Source organism: Allokutzneria sp. A3M-2-11 16, from assembly GCF_024213555.1.
Lineage (GTDB): Bacteria > Actinomycetota > Actinomycetes > Mycobacteriales > Pseudonocardiaceae > Allokutzneria.
This window is the reverse complement of record NZ_JANAVO010000001.1, coordinates 1,484,746-1,498,805: the sequence shown is the minus strand read 5'-3', so window position 1 is coordinate 1,498,805 and position 14,060 is coordinate 1,484,746. Positions and strand designations below refer to the sequence as shown.

General features: G+C 70.4%; 16 protein-coding genes. 5 read left to right on the top strand and 11 right to left on the bottom strand.

All coding sequences use genetic code 11. The features are described from left to right. Positions 1–13: 13 nt before the first annotated feature. Positions 14–715: an SDR family NAD(P)-dependent oxidoreductase gene (locus NLX83_RS07545; protein WP_254234113.1), complete on the bottom strand. Its 702-nt coding sequence runs from the start codon at positions 713–715 to the stop codon at positions 14–16. Positions 716–821: 106 nt separating this feature from the next. Here NLX83_RS07545 and NLX83_RS07540 point away from each other — a divergent pair, with 106 nt between their 5' ends. Beyond that, entirely contained in the window at positions 822–1,220 is a 399-nt protein-coding gene (locus NLX83_RS07540; RefSeq protein ID WP_254234112.1) for a winged helix-turn-helix transcriptional regulator, read from the top strand. On the opposite strand, the gene NLX83_RS07535 is transcribed toward NLX83_RS07540, so the two are convergent. Beyond that, the gene (locus NLX83_RS07535; RefSeq protein ID WP_254234111.1) at positions 1,201–2,403 is read right to left on the bottom strand and encodes a glycosyltransferase; all 1,203 of its coding nucleotides are present in this window, start codon (positions 2,401–2,403) and stop codon (positions 1,201–1,203) included. The genes NLX83_RS07540 and NLX83_RS07535 overlap by 20 nt on opposite strands. A 100-nt stretch (positions 2,404–2,503) precedes the next feature. Here NLX83_RS07535 and NLX83_RS07530 point away from each other — a divergent pair, with 100 nt between their 5' ends. Continuing rightward, a complete protein-coding gene (locus NLX83_RS07530) occupies positions 2,504–3,334 on the top strand; it encodes a class A beta-lactamase-related serine hydrolase (protein WP_254234110.1) in 831 nt (276 codons plus the stop codon). A 137-nt stretch (positions 3,335–3,471) separates the two neighbouring features. On the opposite strand, the gene NLX83_RS07525 is transcribed toward NLX83_RS07530, so the two are convergent. Genes NLX83_RS07525 through NLX83_RS41790 form a run of 6 tightly spaced genes read right to left on the bottom strand, consistent with a single transcriptional unit; the run spans position 3,472 to position 8,797 of the window. Further along, positions 3,472–3,948 carry a DUF5666 domain-containing protein gene (locus tag NLX83_RS07525; RefSeq protein ID WP_254234109.1) on the bottom strand — a complete coding sequence of 159 codons (477 nt, stop codon included), beginning with the start codon at positions 3,946–3,948 and terminating at the stop codon, positions 3,472–3,474. Positions 3,949–3,955: 7 nt separating this feature from the next. After that, on the bottom strand, positions 3,956–5,155 hold the full coding sequence (locus tag NLX83_RS07520) for an ABC transporter permease (RefSeq protein WP_254234108.1): 1,200 nt from the start codon (positions 5,153–5,155) through the stop codon (positions 3,956–3,958). After that, positions 5,152–5,847 (bottom strand): ABC transporter ATP-binding protein, encoded by a 696-nt coding sequence (locus NLX83_RS07515; RefSeq protein WP_254234107.1) that lies wholly within the window; start codon positions 5,845–5,847, stop codon positions 5,152–5,154. The genes NLX83_RS07520 and NLX83_RS07515 overlap by 4 nt, the downstream gene beginning before the upstream one ends. Then, positions 5,844–7,016, bottom strand: coding sequence for an efflux RND transporter periplasmic adaptor subunit (locus NLX83_RS07510; protein ID WP_254234106.1), 1,173 nt, complete (start codon positions 7,014–7,016; stop codon positions 5,844–5,846). The genes NLX83_RS07515 and NLX83_RS07510 overlap by 4 nt, the downstream gene beginning before the upstream one ends. A 57-nt stretch (positions 7,017–7,073) precedes the next feature. Further along, the gene (locus NLX83_RS07505; RefSeq protein WP_254234105.1) at positions 7,074–7,679 is read right to left on the bottom strand and encodes a response regulator transcription factor; all 606 of its coding nucleotides are present in this window, start codon (positions 7,677–7,679) and stop codon (positions 7,074–7,076) included. Next, a complete protein-coding gene (locus tag NLX83_RS41790; RefSeq protein WP_254234104.1) occupies positions 7,676–8,797 on the bottom strand; it encodes a sensor histidine kinase in 1,122 nt (373 codons plus the stop codon). The genes NLX83_RS07505 and NLX83_RS41790 overlap by 4 nt, the downstream gene beginning before the upstream one ends. A gap of 115 nt (positions 8,798–8,912) precedes the next feature. On the opposite strand from NLX83_RS41790, the gene NLX83_RS07495 reads away from it, so the two are divergent. Together NLX83_RS07495 and NLX83_RS07490 are read left to right on the top strand one after the other, a co-directional pair. Beyond that, the gene (locus NLX83_RS07495) at positions 8,913–9,830 is read left to right on the top strand and encodes an ABC transporter ATP-binding protein (RefSeq protein WP_254234103.1); all 918 of its coding nucleotides are present in this window, start codon (positions 8,913–8,915) and stop codon (positions 9,828–9,830) included. Then, positions 9,827–10,582, top strand: coding sequence for an ABC transporter permease (locus tag NLX83_RS07490; protein WP_254234102.1), 756 nt, complete (start codon positions 9,827–9,829; stop codon positions 10,580–10,582). The genes NLX83_RS07495 and NLX83_RS07490 overlap by 4 nt, the downstream gene beginning before the upstream one ends. Here NLX83_RS07490 and NLX83_RS07485 read toward each other — a convergent pair. Continuing rightward, entirely contained in the window at positions 10,551–11,744 is a 1,194-nt protein-coding gene (locus NLX83_RS07485; RefSeq protein ID WP_254236124.1) for an MFS transporter, read from the bottom strand. The two genes, NLX83_RS07490 and NLX83_RS07485, sit on opposite strands and share 32 nt — an antisense overlap. An 83-nt stretch (positions 11,745–11,827) precedes the next feature. Between NLX83_RS07485 and NLX83_RS07480 the strand changes: the two genes are divergently transcribed. Then, on the top strand, positions 11,828–12,925 hold the full coding sequence (locus NLX83_RS07480) for a LacI family DNA-binding transcriptional regulator (protein WP_254234101.1): 1,098 nt from the start codon (positions 11,828–11,830) through the stop codon (positions 12,923–12,925). Here NLX83_RS07480 and NLX83_RS07475 read toward each other — a convergent pair. Further along, positions 12,900–13,625, bottom strand: coding sequence for an SDR family NAD(P)-dependent oxidoreductase (locus NLX83_RS07475; RefSeq protein ID WP_254234100.1), 726 nt, complete (start codon positions 13,623–13,625; stop codon positions 12,900–12,902). The genes NLX83_RS07480 and NLX83_RS07475 overlap by 26 nt on opposite strands. Next, entirely contained in the window at positions 13,625–14,047 is a 423-nt protein-coding gene (locus NLX83_RS07470) for a VOC family protein (RefSeq protein WP_254234099.1), read from the bottom strand. Before NLX83_RS07470 ends, NLX83_RS07475 begins: the two co-directional genes overlap by 1 nt. Positions 14,048–14,060 lie beyond the last annotated feature (13 nt).

The window sequence follows — 14,060 nt, the reverse complement described above, 5'->3', positions numbered from 1 at the left end:
GGCAAACGCCCAATCAGGTCCGCCTGGCGGGTAGCTGTTCCTTCACCAGGGCGGCGAGTCCTGCGAGATCGCCGATGACTTCCTCGGCCCGGTCGCGGTCGGTGTACATGGCGTAGTGCCGCGCGGCGATGGCGTCCGGGTCCGCCTCACCGGCGCCCTTCTCGACGCGGACGCAGACGGTGAGCGTGCCCGCGTGGATACCAGTCGGCGCGAGCTCTGCGTTGAGCGTGTGCACCCAGTTGCGCAGCCCGGCCATGGCGATGCCCAGGTTCGCCAGCATTGGGACGGGCTGGGCGGCGGACGCGCCGGTGCTGAACAGCAGCGTCCCCTCGCCGCGTTCCCGCATGCCCGGCAGCACCTGGCGCACGGCGGTGATCGCGCCGAGGACGTAGATGTCGAGCTGCCGTTGGACGGACTCCACGGTCAGCTCGGTGGGGAACTGGAGTTCGGCGATGTCGATCAGGTTCGGACCGAAAACGAGGACGTCGACCGCGCCGATCTCCTCCAGCGCGGCGGCGAGGCGCGCGTGGTCGGCGATGTCGGCGGGATGGGCCCGCGCGTCGATGCCCTCGGCGCGCAGGTCGTCGACGTAGCCCGCCAGCTTCGCCGCGTTCCTGGCGATCAGGGCGACCCGGAAACCCTTGCTGCCGAACAGCCTCGCCGTGGAGAGCCCGACACCCGGTCCGGCCCCGACGACCGCGACGGTCTTGGTCACGCGATCCTCCAATAGTTACTAGTTGTGTGTAGACGCATCATCAGTAAGCATTGGATCGCCGCACAAGAAGGCACATGAATGTGCGTGACGAACACGGAGGTGTGTGATGACCGAATGGGCGGTCCTCGCCACGAGGGGCGACGCCGACGAGGAGACCTGCCGCAAGGTCCTCCAGGTGCTCTCGCGGATCGGCGACAAGTGGACGCTGCTGGTGATCGGCACGCTCCGGGACGGCACGATGCGCTTCGGCGAGCTGCACCGGCAGGTCACCGGGATCTCGCAGCGGATGCTGACGCTGACCCTCCGCCAGCTCGAACGCGACGGGCTGGTCAGCCGGAGCGTGCACCCGACCGTGCCGCCGAAGGTCGAGTACACGCTCACCGAACTGGGGCGGACGCTGCTCGGCACCGCGCTCCAGCTGGCCGAGTGGGCGGCGGACCACATCGGCGAGATCGAGACGAACCGCCGCGACTACGACGCCGGGCTCAGCCGAGGAGACGACTGACCCGCCGCACGACCTCACCCGCCCCGTCCTCGGCCCGCACCAGTTCGCCCAACGCGCGAGCACGCTCGGTGTGTCGGGGAGCGTCCCTGATCAGTGAAGCCAGGCGCTCCGCGGTCAGGTCACCGATCGGGACCCAGCCGGGGCTCGCGCCGATGCTCTCCAGCCGCTTCGCCCAGAACGGCTGATCGGTGATCGCCGGGACGCCGACGGCCGGAACGCCCGCTCGCAGTCCCGCTCCAGTGGTGCCCGCGCCGCAGTGGTGCACGAGCGCGGACATGCGCGGGAACAGCCACTCGTGCGGAGCTTCGCCGATGGTCAGCACGTCGTCGCCGTTGAGGTCGAGCCCGGCCCACCCGGCCTGCACCACGGCACGCACTCCCGCGAGCTTCACGGCCTGCGCCACCAGGTCGCTCAGCCGCGCGGGGTCGGAGAACTCGCGGCTGCCGAAACCGATGTAGACCGGTGGCGGGCCCGCGGCGAGGAAGTCGCTCAACGCGGCGGACGGCCGCCAGTCGGGCCTGCTCGCGGGCCACCAGAAGCCGACGCCGTTCTCGTCCTCGGTCCAGTCGCTGAGCCGGGGCACCACCACCGGGCTGAAACCGTTGACCACGCGGAGGTCGCGCCGCATGACGGACGTGGTGAGCGCGCCGAGCCGCCCCGCGCCCATCACGTGCTCGCCGATGAGCAGCGAGATCCGCCCGACCGCCCGGTTGCCCCACGCGCCGAGCTGGAACGGGACCAGCATGTCCGGTGCGAAGTCCGCGGTCGGCAGCCACGGCTGCAACGGCGTCGCGAGCAGGGGAACGCGCAGCTCCCGCGCGACCTGGTAGGCGTTGAAGACCGCCATGCTGTTGGACAGCAGCAGATCAGCGCCCTGGGCGCCCGCGGCGATGATGCCCTCGCGCAGCTCCGCCAGGTGCGAGCGGAACGCCTTGATCATCCGCAACGTGCCGAGCGGTCCGCCGCCGCCCTCCTGCCACTGCTGGCCCTCCGGGGTGGCACCGATGCCGCGCGGGTCGCCGGGGATGCTCCGGAACTCCAGCCCGGCTTCGCGGACGAAATCGCCGAACTCGGCGTAGCTCGCGATCGCCACGTCGTACCCGGCCTCGCGCAGACGCACGCCCAGGCCGGTGAAAGGGGCGATGTCCCCGCGTGACCCGGGCGCGTAGATGAGTATCGGCATGGCCCGAAACTACAGCTGGACTGTTCGGCCTCCGCTGAAGGCCGCAGACCGCACGGGTTTTCGCGACCTACGTTCGGATTTCCCGGATGGGGGAGGCGATGTGAGGACCAGAGTGGTCGCGGCGGCAGTCGCGCTGAGCACGGCGATGGGTCCACAGGCGGGTGCCGCGCCCGCGGTGGAGATACCGCCGGGGGTGACGACGGGATTCGCGGTCTACGACCGGAACACGGGCCAGATGACGGCGCAGCACCAGGCCACGATGCGATTCCGTTCGGCGTCCATCGTGAAGATCCTGATCGCGCTGGACTACTTGAACGGCAGGGGTGTCGGCACGCCCGTGCCCGACATCGACCTGGCGCTGCTGGAGCCGATGCTGCGCTCCAGCGATGACACCGCTGCCTCGATCCTGTGGGACCGCAACGGGTACAACTCGATCGTGCAGCGGATGGTCGCGCTGATCGGGCTCACCGAGACGCAGCCGCCCGCGGATCCGAACTGGTGGGGCCGCACCGCGGTCAGCGCCTCCGACGTCGTCAAGATCTACCGGTACCTGCTGGAACGGGCACCGCAGCAGTTCCGCGACTTCGTGCTCGGCAACCTCCGCAAGGCAACGCAGTGCGCGACGGACGAGCGCGACCAGTACTTCGGCATCCCTCGCGCACTGCCGCGCCCGTGGGCCGTCAAACAGGGTTGGTCGGGCTACCCGGACCCGCTTCGCGGAGAGAAGTGCGTCGTCACCGGCGAAGGCGTCGGGGCTGACGAAATCGACCTCCGCAGCCCCGCTCTGCACACGTCCGGCCTTGTGGGCGAAGGAGATCGCAAGATCGTGGTCGTGCTGACCTTGCACCCGGAAGGCACTCCGTGGGCCACCGCCGCCGGTCGCATCACCACGCTCACGAAGTCCGTCTTCGCGGCCAGCGTGCGTAGTTGACCCGTCTTCAAGTACCCCCGACCCTTCTCCCAGCGGTCGCTAACAGCTACCAACCCGGCGCAGGGTTTGTCGCTGTTAGCGACCGTTTTTGGTGGGGTTCGTAGGACTTGAAGACTGTCCAACTCGGGAGGGCTGGGTCAGCGGGCAGCGGGTTGTTCGGTGATCTGACGTGCTGTCACGGTGCCGTCCTCGGCTCGTTCTCCTTGCACCGCAACGGTGTCACCGGGAGCCAGGTCACGGGCGGAGCCGCGTTGCGTGATCATCACCGAGGTCTGCTCGGAGAACACGACCTTGATCTCCTGGCCGTCGCGGGCCTTGAGGTACACCGTGTCGCCCTCGATCCGGGCGATCGTGCCCGCGGTGCCACGCGCCTGTTGCTGCTGCTGCGGTTGCTGCTGCTGCGGTTGCTGCTGCGCCTGGGCCGGGCGCGAGGGCGAGCGACCGCCGAGCGCGGAGTGCATGGCGACGCCGCCGAGGAAGGACACGACGGCGAGCGCCGCGGCGGCCAGGGTGAGCGTCAGCCTGCTCGTGCCGCGCCCGGCCGCCGCCAGCCGCCCGGTCAGGTCGTCGTCGTCGAGCTCGCTGGTCAGCAGCTTCTCGGGGTCGATGGACATGCCAGCCTCACTCATGCCGAAGGGCTTCGATCGGGCGCAGCTTCGCGGCCCGGCTCGCCGGGTAGCTGCCGAAGAACAGTCCAATGAGGACGGACACGCCGAAGGCCAGCAGCACCGAGGAGGGCAGCACCTCCGGCTGGATGCCGGAGAAGCTGAACCGGCTGCCCACCCAGCCCGCGAGCACCCCGATCGCGCCGCCGACCATGCTCAGCAGCGTCGCCTCGGCCAGGAACTGCCCGGAGATCGCGCCGCGCGGGGCGCCGATGGCCTTGCGGATGCCGATCTCCCTGATCCGCTCGGTGACCGTGACCAGCATGATGTTGGTGATGCCGATCCCGCCGACCAGCAGGGAGATCCCGGCGACGGCGGCGAGCAGCGTGGTGAAGACGTCCACCGCCTGCGTGCGCGTGCTGAGCAGCTGTTGCTGGTTCTGCACGCGGAAGTCGGATGCGGCCGATCCGGTGATGCCGTGCCGCTGGTTGAGCACGGCGGTGATCTGGTTCTGCGCGGCCGTGATCACCTCGGCGGACTCCGCCTGCACGACCACCTGGCTGAGGCTGCCGGTCCCGGTCAGCGCGTACTGGAGCGTGGTCAGCGGCGCCACCACGGTGTCGTCGGAGTTCTGCAGGCCGCTGGATCCCTTCTGCGCCAACACTCCCACCACGGTGAACGGGATGTTGTTCAGCTGGATCTGCTTGCCGAGCGGGTCGTCCCCCGCGAAGAGCTCCTGGGCGACGGTCTGCCCGATCACCACGACCTTGCGCGCCTCGGTCACGTCGCTGTCGGAGAACGCCGCGCCCGAGCCGACGGGGCTGCTCGTGGCGTCGAAGTAGCTCGGCCGGGTGCCGATGACCTGCCCGATGCTGTGGCTGACGCCCCGGTGGGCCGCCGTCGCCTGCGCGACCACGACGGGTGAGACGGTTCGGATGTCGGGCGCGATTCTCTTGTCCGCCAAGGCTTCCGCATCGGCGACGGTCAACGGGCGCGGCGCGGTCGCGGCTCCGCCGCGCATCGGCGAGACGGTGAGCAGGTTCGTGCCCAGCCCGGCGATGCTGTTCTCGATCGCCTTGGACGCCCCGTTGCCCACCGCGGTCAACAGGATCACCGCGGCGACACCGATGCTGATCCCCAGTGTCGTCAGCACCGACCGCATCTTGTTTGCCAGCAAGCCTTTCACGGCGAACCGCAGCACTTCCAGCGCGCTCATAGCGGCGCCTGCCGGTGGTCGGAGGTGACCTCGCCGTCCACGAGTCGGACGACGCGGCGGGCGTGCGCGGCCACGTCGTTCTCGTGCGTGATCATCACGATCGTCCGGCCAAGCGCGTTGAGCCTGCCGAGGACGCCGAGGAGATCACCGCTGCTCTTGCTGTCCAGGTTGCCGGTCGGCTCGTCGGCGAGCACCAGCGCGGGCGCGTTGACCAGAGCCCGCGCCACCGCGACGCGTTGTTGCTGGCCGCCGGAGAGCTCGTTGGGCATGTGGTGGGCGCGGTCGCTGAGCCCGACGAGCTGCAGCGCCGCCTCCGCCCGCTCCCGCCGCTGCCTGCGGCCGAGGCCCGCGTAGGTCATCGGCAGCTCCACGTTGCCCAGCGCGGAAACCCGGGGGATGAGGTTGAACGACTGGAACACGAAGCCGAGCTTCCTGTTGCGCAGCAAGGACAACTGGGTCTCGTTGAAGCTGCCGACGTCGATGCCGTCGAGCTTGTAGCGCCCCCCGCTCGGCACGTCGAGGCAGCCGAGGATGTTCAGCATCGTCGACTTCCCGGAGCCGGACGCGCCCATGATCGCCACGTAGTCGCCGCGGTGCACGGTCAGATCCACGCCGCGCAGCGCGTGCACCGCGGTGTCACCGCTGCCGTAGGTCTTGCGCAGGCCCTTGATCTCGATGACCGGAGCCGTCATCGGTTGCCACCCGGACCGCCGCCCCCGGTGAAGCCACCGCCGCCGCCGAGGGTCACTCGCCCGCCGGGAAGTTGTTGCTGCTGCTGGGGATTGGTGTTCGCCGTCACCGTGGGGATCACCACAAGCTCGCCCTCGGCCAGCCCGGAGGTGATCTGCGTCGACTGCTCGCCCTTCACCCCGACCTGGACCGTGCGCACCGCCTGCTGCCCGTTGCTCCACACCGTCACGCGGTGCGTGCCGCCCGAGGTCTGGACCGCGAAGCTCGGCACGGTCAGCGCGTTGTCGACCTTGGCCACCACCACCTGGACGCTGGCGGACTGACCCGGCTTGAGCCCTTCCGGCACCTCGTCCAGGGTCAGCGTCACGCCGTACTGAACGACGTTCCCGCTGGTGGTGGGCGTGAGGTCGATCTGGTTGACCTTCGCGGGGAACTGCTTGTCGGGCAACGCGTTGATCGTGACCGTGGCATCCTGACCGGCCTTCAACCGGGAGATGTCGATCTCCGCGATGTTCGCCCTCACCTGGAAGTTGACCAGGTCGGACAGCACGATGAAGCCGCTCGTCGTGCTGCTGCTCGACGATGACGATGACGAAGAAGATGACGAAGAAGACGACGACGAGCCGCCGCCACTTCCGGAGGAGGAACCGGAGGTCGCGGGATTGCCGACCGAGCCGGAGATCGTCACGACCGTGCCCTCGGCGGGCGCTTTGAGCACCGCCGACGACAGGTTGGCCTTCGCCTCGGTCAACGCCGCCTTGGCCTGCGTGACCTGGCTCTTGCGCTGAGCGAGCGTGGCTGCGTCGTCGGCCTTCACCGCGGCGAGCGCGGCCTCGGCGGCGTCCAGGCTCGCGTCCGCCTGGTCGACCTTGCTCTGCAACGCGGTCGTGTCCAGCCGCGCCAGCTCCTGACCCGCACTGACCTTGTCGCCGACCTTGACCGAGATCTTCTTGACGGTCCCGTTCGTGCCGAAGTTCACCCCGACCGTCGACGCGCTCTGCACCGTCCCGGCGGCCGAGACGGTCGCGCTGACCGAGCCGGTGGTGACCGGGACGGTGCGCGGCGCCGCGCCTTGGGCGGCTTGGCCGGGGAAGAGCAGGCGGACCGCGAAGAACCCCGCGACCAGCACGATCACGACCAACCCGACGTTGATCAGCACGGCACGTCTCATGCGCCGCAGCCTCTGTGCGCTAGCTGGGTATTACCTGTATGCCCGGTAACGGACCTGTCACAGCCACCCGAGTTCCCAGGCCCGCTGGGCGGCCTCGTACCTTGTTTCAGCGTCAAGCTTGGTCATCGCCGTGGACAGGTAGTTGCGCACGGTGCCCTGGGTCAGGTGCAGCCGCCGCGCGATCACCTGCACGGTCGCGCCCTCCCGGCTCTCGCGCAGCACGTCCAGCTCGCGCGGCGTCAGCGGGCACGGCCCGGCCAGCAGGGCCTGGGTGGCGAGGTCCGGGTCGATGCACCGCTGCCCCGCGTTGACCTTGCGCACCACGTCCGCGAGCGACTGCGCCTGCGCGGTCTTCGGCACGAACGCGAGCACCCCGGCGTTGAGCGCGCGGTGCAGCACACCGGGCCTCGCGTGCCTGGTGACGATCGCGATCCGGGTCTTCGGCAGCTCGTTGCGCAGCGCCTCGGCGAGTTCGAGCCCGTCCATGCCCGGCATCTCCAGGTCCACCATGGCCACGTCCGGCAGCAACTGCTTGGCGGCTTTCAGCGCGGACGGGCCGTCGGCGACCTCGGCCACCACGTCGATGTCCGGCTCCAGCGCGAGCAGTGCGGCCACGGCTCCCCGGATCAGGTGCTCGTCGTCGGCCAGCAGCAGCCTGATCATGCCGTCTCCTCCGGAATCTCCGCGCTCACCCGGAACGTCCCGCCCGGCTCCGCACCGGCGGTGAACCGCCCGCCCACCGCGTGCACCCGCGCCGCGAGCCCGGTCAGCCCGGTGCCGGTGCCGTCCTGCGCGCTGTCGGCGACGCCGTCGTTGACGACGGTCACCCGCGGCCCGTCGAAGGTGATCTCACACCGCGTCGCGGCGGCGTGCCGGAGCACGTTCGTGACCGCCTCGCGCAGCACCGCGCCGAACAGCGGCTGCTGTGTCGAGGGCAGGGAACCCGTTATGCGACAAGCGATTCCAGCTGCCTCGAGCAGCGAGCGGATGCCGCCCAGCTCCGTGGGCAGGTCGACCCGCCGATAGCCGCGGACCACGTCCCTGACCTCGCTGAGCGCGTCGTGCGCGGTCTGCCGCACCTCGGCCATGGTGGCGCGGGCGCGCTCGTCGTCGGGCAGCCGCACCGCCAGCTCGGCCTTCATCGCGATCACTTCGAGGCTGTGCCCGAGCACGTCGTGCAGGTCGGCGGCGAAGCGCAGCCGCTCGTTGGCCACGGCCAGCTCCGACTCGGTGGCGCGCGCGGCGTTGACCTGCTCCGTGACGTCCCACAACCACGCCTGCGTCACGGTTATCCCGGTGATCAGGAGCACGACGATCGCGGCGGTCAACCAGTAGTAGTTCGGTCGGCCAACGGTGATCAGCGCAGTCAGCCCCGCCATGACCGCCGACTGCCCCCAGCGCAGCCGCGACGGCAGCACGGCTGCTGCCGCGCTGGCCGCTGCCGCCGGGCTGAACGCCGCCCACGCGGAAACGCCGATGTTGGCTATGCCGACCATCGCGGCGCACGAGGCCAGCGACAGGCCGAGCGTGAGCAGCAGCTGCCTGTCGGTCGGCCGGACGCAGCCGTACTCGCTCATCCCGCGCAGCGTCAGGCGTCCGGCCAGCACCATGAACACGAGCTGCATCGCGATCAAGGGCGCGCGCCACCAGCCGATGTCGGCGAAGGCCACCACGAAGAGCGGCAGTCCGGCGAAGACCTGCACGCTCAGCAGCAATGACCACTTGGTGTAGGCCCGGACGGCGCGAAGCCGTTTCTCCAAAGACGGTTCCGGTGACGGCACGGGAGCAACGCTACTGCCGATGACATATGTCAGTACGGCCGCAACGCACGGCGCCGCCCGGAGTGATGATCGCGCGCACTACTGGCCGAGGCCGCCACCGGTCAGGCTTTGTCCCGTGAACGAATACGCGATCGACGCCGTCGGGCTTCGCTGCGCCTACGGCTCGTTCGAGGCGGTGCGGGGGATCGACCTGCAAGTCCGTCCGGGCGAGCTGTACGCCCTGCTCGGCACGAACGGCGCAGGCAAGACGACGGCGGTGGAAACCCTTGAGGGGCACCGGCGCGCGTCCGGCGGCAGCGTGCGGGTGCTCGGCCTCGACCCCGTCGCCGACCGCGCCCGACTGCGCCCGCGCACGGGGATCATGTTGCAGGAGAGCGGTTTCGCCGGTGACCTCGCCGTTGCCGAGACGCTCCAACTGTGGGGGAAGATCACCACTGCCCGCCGGGGGCGGCTGGACGTGCTCGACCTGCTCGACCTCGGTCACCGCGCCCAGGTGGCGGTGAAGCAGCTCTCCGGTGGCGAGCGCAGGCGGCTCGACCTGGCGCTGGCCGTGCTCAACAAGCCGGAGGTGCTGTTCCTGGACGAGCCGACCACCGGCCTGGACCCGGAGTCGCGCAAGCGCACGTGGGAGGTTGTGCGCGGACTGCTCGTCGAGGGCACCACGGTGCTGCTCACCACGCACTACCTCGAGGAGGCCGAGACGCTGGCCACTCGTCTGTCCATTATGGACGAAGGGCGGATCAGCGTGCACGGGACGCTGGCGGAGGTGCTGGAGAGCCATCCGGCGCGGATCGCCTTCGACCTGCCGCACGGGGTCTCCGTGACCGAACTGCCGGTGCTGCCCGGGATGTCGAACTTCGTCAACCGCGCGGGCCGGATCGAGCTGAACTCCGCCAGCCTGCAACAGGACCTGAGCGTGCTGCTCGGCTGGGCCGGGCAACGCGGGGTGGACCTGGGGCGCCTGCGCGCGCACCACGCCTCGCTCGAAGACGTTTTCCACCAGGTCGCCGAGCGGATGGGAGCCGTGGCATGAGGGTGCTCGCACTCGGGAGTACCGAGCTGAAGTTGTTGTGGCGCAACAGGTCGGTCATGGTCATGGCCATCGCGTTCCCGCTCGGGCTCGGCGGTTACATGGCCTACCAGGGCACCTCGTTCGGCGGAGGTGGCTGGGGTGTCGTGGTCACGCTGCAGATCATGTTGGTGCTGTTGATGACCGTCTACATCACCATCACCACCACGCTCACCGCGCGCAGGCAGGACCTGTTCCTCAAGCGCCTGCGCAGCGGTGAGCTGACCGACCTCGGCATCCTGGCCGGCACGGTGGGACCGGTGCTGGCGTTGGGTTTCGCCCAGTCGCTCGTGCTCACGGTCATCGCGATGGCGGCGGGCGCGCCGATCCCGGAGAACCCGCTGCTGTTCGCCGTGGGCGTGCTCGTGGGGCTGGCTCTGTTCGCCGCGGCGGGCATGGCGTCCACCGTGTTCACCAAGACCCCGGAGAACGCGCAGATCACCACGCTGCCGATCTTCATGGTCGCCGCGGGGGCGGCGGCCAGCTCGTTCCTGGCGGACAGCCAGACGGTGCACTGGATCTCCGTCGCCCTGCCCGGCGGCGGGATCGCGGAGCTGCTGCGCACCGGCTGGCTCGGCACCACGTGGGACGGCAGGGCGGTCGGCTTCGCCGACCAGCTGGTGGCCGCCGGGCCCGCGGTCGGGGCCTCGGCGGTGTGGGCGGCGGTCGCGGTCTACGCCGCGCTCAGGTGGTTCCGCTGGGAACCGCGGGCCTGACCTCCTCGGCCGCGGCTCGTTCCCGGGCGAGGGAACGGGTCGCGGCCACCGCGGCCGGTGCGATCAGCGCGGTGGTCAGCCCGACCGCGACGAAGGACATCGACAGCGAGGTCAGCTGCGCGATCCCGCCGATCATCGGCGGTCCGAACAGGAAACCGCTGTAGGCCAATGCGGAGACGAACGCGATCTCGCGCTCCCCGCCGCTGCCGTCCGGCCGCCTGCCCGCCGACCCGGCCAGGCCGAGCGCGATCGGGAACGCCGCCGCCAGACCTGCTCCGGCGAGCACGAGGCCCAGGTAGCCGCCGCCCGGCAGCAACGCCGTCAGCAGCAGACCGGCCGAGGCCAGAACCGACCCGCCCGCAAGGGTCCTCGCCGCGCCGAAGCGGTTCTGCGTCCACGCCCCGGCGAACCGCGTGACCGCCATGGCGGCCGAGAAGGCCGCGTATCCGAGCGCTGCGGCACCCTGGCTCATCCCGTGCTCGGTGACCAGCAACAGCGCCGACCAGTCCGCGCTGCCGCCTTCGGCGATCGCCGAGCACAGCGCGATGCTGGCCAGCAGCCACAGCACCGGCCGTCCGGCGACTTTCCCGTTCACGGCCTGCTTTTCCGGTGTGGTGGCCGCGGTCGCGGGCACCGACCTGATCACGGCGAAGAGCACGAGCACGGTGATCACCGCGACGACGCTCAGGTGCGTCGCGAGCGACCAGCCCTGCCTGGCCGCGAACGCCGCGCCGCCCGCTCCGAGCATCGCGCCGACGCTGAACCCCGCGTGCAGCACCGGCATGATCGCCTTGCCGCCCGCGCGTTCCACCGCGACGCCCGCCACGTTCATCGCCACGTCCACGACGCCGACCGCCGCGCCGAGCACCAGCAGCACCACGGCCAGCGCCGCGATCGAGCCGACGAGGCCGATCACCGGCAGCGCCGCGGCTCCGACCAGCAGTGGACCGGCAATGCCGACCCGCGCGCCGAAGCGCTCCACCACGCCACCGCAGAACGAGGCGGCGAGCACCATGCCGACGCTCGCCCCGAGCAGCGCGAGCCCGAGCGTGCCCGGCTCCGCGCGCAGGCTCTCGGCCAGCGCGGGCATCCGCGGCGCCCATGATCCGAAGGCCGCCCCGTTGAGCGCGAACACCACGAAGACGGCGATCCTGTCGTTGATCACGTATCCCCTCCCTTCCCTTTCTCCACAGTGACTTAAGCGCTTCAGTAAGTCCAGTCGTTACCGCCCCCTAGACTGCGATGGTGAATGTCACACGGCGCCGACGCCCGACGCTGGACGACGTCGCCGCGGCGGTCGGCGTCTCCAGGGCCACGGTCTCCAACGCGTACAACCGGCCGGACCAGCTCTCCGCGGAGCTGCGCGCGCGGGTGCTCGAAGCCGCCAAGCGCCTCGGCTACGCCGGACCGAACCCGGTGGCCCGCAGCCTGGCCCGCAGCCAATCCGGGGCGATCGCGTTCATGCTCGACGCCAACCTGTCGATCGCGTTCTCCGATCCGGCGCTGTCGATCACGCTGGACGCCTTCGCCACGGCCATCGCGCCGGGGGAGCACGCGCTCGTGCTGCTGCCCGGCGGCGTGGACGGCGGGCCGAAGGTGGAGCAGGTGATGCGCGCCCAGGCCGACCTGATGGTCTCGTACTCCTTGTCCGACAAGGCTTCTTGCCTGCAAGCCGTGCGCGATCGCGGTCTGCCGCTTGTGGTGATCGACGAGCCCTACCTGCCGGGAGCGGCGGTCGTCGGCATCGATGACCGAGGCGGTGCGGAGGCCGCCGCCCGGCACCTCGTCGAGCTGGGCCACCGGCGGATCGGCGTCCTCGCGCAGGACTGCATGTACGGCTTCCCCGGCGGTCGCCGGAGCCGCGTCGAGGCCGAGGGCAGCCCGTTCCGGATCAACCGCGAGCGGCTCGCGGGTTACCTCGACGTCCTCGCCGCGGCCGGGATCGACGTGGACTCCGTGCCGATCTGGGAGTTCACCGGCATGGACCGGGAGAAGGCCGTCGCGGGCGCGCACACCGCGCTGACCGAGGAGCCCGGCCTGACCGCGCTGCTGTGCATGTCCGACGAGCTGGCCTCGGCGGCGACGACCGCGGCCCGGCACCTCGGCCTGCGCATCCCGGAAGACCTGTCGCTGGTCGGCTTCGACGACACCCCGACCGCCCGCCTGTTGGAGCCGCCGCTCACCACGGTTCGCCAGGACCTGCTCGCCAAGGGGCGCATCGCGGGGGAGTTGGCGCTGCGGCTGCTTTCCGGCCGCAAGGCGCCGAAACCGACGAAGCTCCCGACCGAGCTCGTGGTCAGGAGTTCGACGGCTCCGGTCAACGCAGGTGCGAAGCGCCGTTGAGGTCCACGACGGTTCCGGACGCCCACAACGCCTCCGGCGAGGCCAGCCACAACACGGCCGCGGCGATCTCCTCCGGCTCGGCGACGCGGCCGAAGGGGCTCTGAGCGCGGATCTGCTCGCCGGACTCCCCGGCGAGCCGGTCCGCGACGCGGTCGGTCGCGACGAACCCCGGCGCCACGGAGGTCACCGAGATCCCATGCGGCGCAAGGGCAACCGCGAGCGACTGGCCGAGCGCGTGCAGCCCCGCCTTGCTCGCTCCGTACGCGGGATGGTCCGGCTCACCGCGAAAAGCCCCGCGCGAACCCACGTTGATGATGCGCCCGCTCTTCTGGCCGATCATGATCTGCGCGGCGCAGTAGCTGAGGTTGGCTGCTCCCAACAAGTTCACGTCCACCACGCGTCGCCACGCCGTCGTCCAGTCCTCATAGGACGAAGTGGTGATCGGATGCGCGGTGTTGGCCGCTGCATTGTTGACCAGCACGTCCAGTCCGCCGAGTCCAGCGGCTGCTTCGTCGACAATTCGCTCGGCCTGCACGGGATCGGCGATGTCTCCGCAGACGATCACGCCGTCTTCCAAGGTCTTTTGTGCTTCTTCGCGACGGGTCGAGTAGTGCACAGCGACCTTGGCCCCGTCGGCCGCGAACGCCCTGGCGATGGCGCGTCCGATGCCCCCGGAGGCGCCCGTGACGAGGACCCGCATCACTTCGCGAAGACCTGCGAGTCGTCGGCGAACGCCTTGAACTCCAAGGCGTTCCCGGCCGGATCGCGGAAGAACATCGTCCACTGCTCACCGGGCTGCCCGGCGAAGCGCAGGTAGGGCTCGATCACGAACTCGACGCCCGCTTTCCGGATGCGCTCGGCCAGCACGTGGAAGTCCTCGACGGTCAGCAGCAGCCCGAAGTGCGGCACCGGGACCTGGTGCCCGTCCACCGGGTTGCTCGCCGAGTCCCCACCGTCCACCTCGGACAGATGGGTGACGAACTGGTGGCCGTAGAGGTTCCAGTCGATCCAGCGCTCGGCGGACCGCCCCTCGGCCAGCCCGAGCACCCCGCCGTAGAACGCGCGCGCCGCGTCGACGTCGGTGACCGGAACGGCCAGGTGGAACCGGGGCAGCGCGCTCATCGCACCCTCCTAA